The sequence below is a fragment of the Streptomyces sp. NPDC017943 genome, assembly GCF_044328425.1.
Classification (GTDB): Bacteria; Actinomycetota; Actinomycetes; order Streptomycetales; family Streptomycetaceae; genus Streptomyces; species Streptomyces djakartensis_A.
Map to the genome: position 1 here is coordinate 2,870 of NZ_JBIRHH010000054.1, position 1,879 is coordinate 4,748.

General features: G+C 56.8%; 1 rRNA gene (only partly in view). It reads left to right on the forward strand.

Annotation, left to right across the window (positions count from 1 at the left end):
* A 23S ribosomal RNA gene (locus tag ACH4C6_RS35885) occupies window positions 1-1,829 on the forward strand (it extends 1,369 nt beyond the left edge of the window).
* The last annotated feature ends 50 nt before the right edge of the window (window positions 1,830-1,879 follow it).

The following is a 1,879-nucleotide window of genomic DNA, read 5'->3' on the forward strand; positions in this document are numbered from 1 at the left end:
TGGATGGGTAGGGGAGCGTCGTCTGCCGGGTGAAGCGGCACTGGAAGGTAGTCGTGGACGGTTGACGAGTGAGAATGCAGGCATGAGTAGCGATTCACACGTGAGAAACGTGTGCGCCGATTGACTAAGGGTTCCTGGGTCAAGCTGATCTGCCCAGGGTAAGTCGGGACCTAAGGCGAGGCCGACAGGCGTAGTCGATGGATAACCGGTTGATATTCCGGTACCCGCTGTGAAGCGTCAAACATCGAGCATCGTGATGCTAAGGCCGTGAAGCCGCCCCTGATCTCTTCGGAGTGAGGGGGAGTGGTGGAGCCGCTGAACCAAGCGGTTAGTAGGTGAGTGATGGGGTGACGCAGGAAGGTAGTCCATCCCGGGCGGTGGTTGTCCCGGGGTAAGGGTGTAGGACGTCAGGTAGGTAAATCCGCCTGGCACATAGTCTGAGACCTGATGCCGAGCCGATTGTGGTGAAGTGGATGATCCTATGCTGTCGAGAAAAGCCTCTAGCGAGTTTCATGGCGGCCCGTACCCTAAACCGACTCAGGTGGTCAGGTAGAGAATACCGAGGCGTTCGGGTGAACTATGGTTAAGGAACTCGGCAAAATGCCCCCGTAACTTCGGGAGAAGGGGGGCCATCACTGGTGAGAGGACTTGCTCCTCGAGCTGGGGGTGGCCGCAGAGACCAGCGAGAAGCGACTGTTTACTAAAAACACAGGTCCGTGCGAAGCCGTAAGGCGATGTATACGGACTGACGCCTGCCCGGTGCTGGAACGTTAAGGGGACCGGTTAGCTCCATTTCGGTGGGGCGAAGCTGAGAACTTAAGCGCCAGTAAACGGCGGTGGTAACTATAACCATCCTAAGGTAGCGAAATTCCTTGTCGGGTAAGTTCCGACCTGCACGAATGGCGTAACGACTTCTCGACTGTCTCAACCATAGGCCCGGTGAAATTGCACTACGAGTAAAGATGCTCGTTTCGCGCAGCAGGACGGAAAGACCCCGGGACCTTTACTACAGTTTGATATTGGTGTTCGGTTCGGCTTGTGTAGGATAGCTGGGAGACTGTGAACTCTGGACGCCAGTTCAGGGGGAGTCGTCGTTGAAATACCAGTCTGGTCGTGCTGGATGTCTAACCTGGGTCCGTGATCCGGATCAGGGACAGTGTCTGATGGGTAGTTTAACTGGGGCGGTTGCCTCCTAAAGAGTAACGGAGGCGCCCAAAGGTTCCCTCAGCCTGGTTGGTAATCAGGTGTTGAGTGTAAGTGCACAAGGGAGCTTGACTGTGAGACCGACGGGTCGAGCAGGGACGAAAGTCGGGACTAGTGATCCGGCGGTGGCTTGTGGAAGCGCCGTCGCTCAACGGATAAAAGGTACCCCGGGGATAACAGGCTGATCTTCCCCAAGAGTCCATATCGACGGGATGGTTTGGCACCTCGATGTCGGCTCGTCGCATCCTGGGGCTGGAGTCGGTCCCAAGGGTTGGGCTGTTCGCCCATTAAAGCGGTACGCGAGCTGGGTTTAGAACGTCGTGAGACAGTTCGGTCCCTATCCGCTGTGCGCGTAGGAGTCTTGAGAAGGGCTGTCCCTAGTACGAGAGGACCGGGACGGACGAACCTCTGGTGTGCCAGTTGTTCTGCCAAGGGCATGGCTGGTTGGCTACGTTCGGGAGGGATAACCGCTGAAAGCATCTAAGCGGGAAGCCTGCTTCGAGATGAGGACTCCCACCCACTTGATGGGGTAAGGCTCCCAGTAGACGACTGGGTTGATAGGCCGGATATGGAAGCACGGTAACGTGTGGAGTTGACCGGTACTAATAGGCCGAGGGCTTGTCCTCAGTTGCTCGCGTCCACTGTGTTGGTTCTGAAACCACGAACAGCCCCATGC